2 protein-coding genes are annotated in these 825 nt (G+C 59.2%); one reads left to right on the forward strand and one right to left on the reverse strand.

What is annotated here, in order from left to right; translation table 11 throughout:
• Positions 1-145 precede the first annotated feature (145 nt).
• The gene (locus CSC71_RS15245) at positions 146-466 is read left to right on the forward strand and encodes a hypothetical protein (RefSeq protein ID WP_162375228.1); all 321 of its coding nucleotides are present in this window, start codon (positions 146-148) and stop codon (positions 464-466) included.
• 143 nt (positions 467-609) lie between these two features.
• Here CSC71_RS15245 and CSC71_RS15250 read toward each other — a convergent pair.
• On the reverse strand, positions 610-825 hold a 216-nt coding region (locus CSC71_RS15250), incomplete at its 5' end, for an IS3 family transposase (RefSeq protein ID WP_162373230.1).

Genomic DNA, 825 nt, shown 5'->3' on the forward strand with positions numbered 1-825 from the left:
GTCGGGACGCGAGATCCGGTGTGCGGCCCCTGCTGAATTACGGTGCGGCTACACCGAGGCGTTATCGGGCGCGCACACCGGGCTCTCGGCGCTTACAGTAGGGGAAAGCAAAGACATAAGGCGTTAGGCACCACAGGAGAGTTTCTTGAGATTTCTAGCCATTCCCCTCGTAGCCCTTCTCTGTAGCTGCAGCACCTTTGGCGGCCCCGACTACAGCCAGATTGAGCCTGGTTACTACGGCGGTGACGGCAGCTCTCCGGAGCAAGCGGTTCTTGCAGTTGGCCTCAACCAGTCCGGACCTGCATGGATCGCCGAGAAATACCCAGGCTCCACCATCAAGATGCAGGCGCTGGCCGCTCCGCCGGGCAAGAAGCGCTATGACGTGTACACCGTAGAAAAGGCGGATGGTGAGACCGTACAAGTCTGGTTCTTGCTGTCTGGTGGGCTGAGCGATCTCAAGCCGTAGGCACTCGGCGTGGTGCCTAACAATTCATTCAAGCCGACGCGGAACCTCATCCGTTTTTGTTGACACCTTTCCCTAACCAGGAGGTGTCACATGGCCAAGCCTGACCTGCGCAAGATTTGTCGCTATAGCGACGAGTTCGGGTTCTACCCCGAAATCACGGACGGTTGTAAAAGGGCTGAGAACTTCTGGTCTTGCCTGGCGACCCTTCGTCGCATCCTCGGGTTGTGGAACCGCTCGATGTATTCGAACACATCAGCCCTCGCGGCATCGAGCGTTGGGTAGGTCATGCGGTAGACCCGCTCGCGCTTGAGCAGGCCGAAGAAGCCTTCGCACGCGGCGTTGTCACCGCAGTGGCCCAC

Source organism: Pseudoxanthomonas sangjuensis (assembly GCF_010211755.1).
GTDB lineage: Bacteria > Pseudomonadota > Gammaproteobacteria > Xanthomonadales > Xanthomonadaceae > Pseudoxanthomonas_A > Pseudoxanthomonas_A sangjuensis.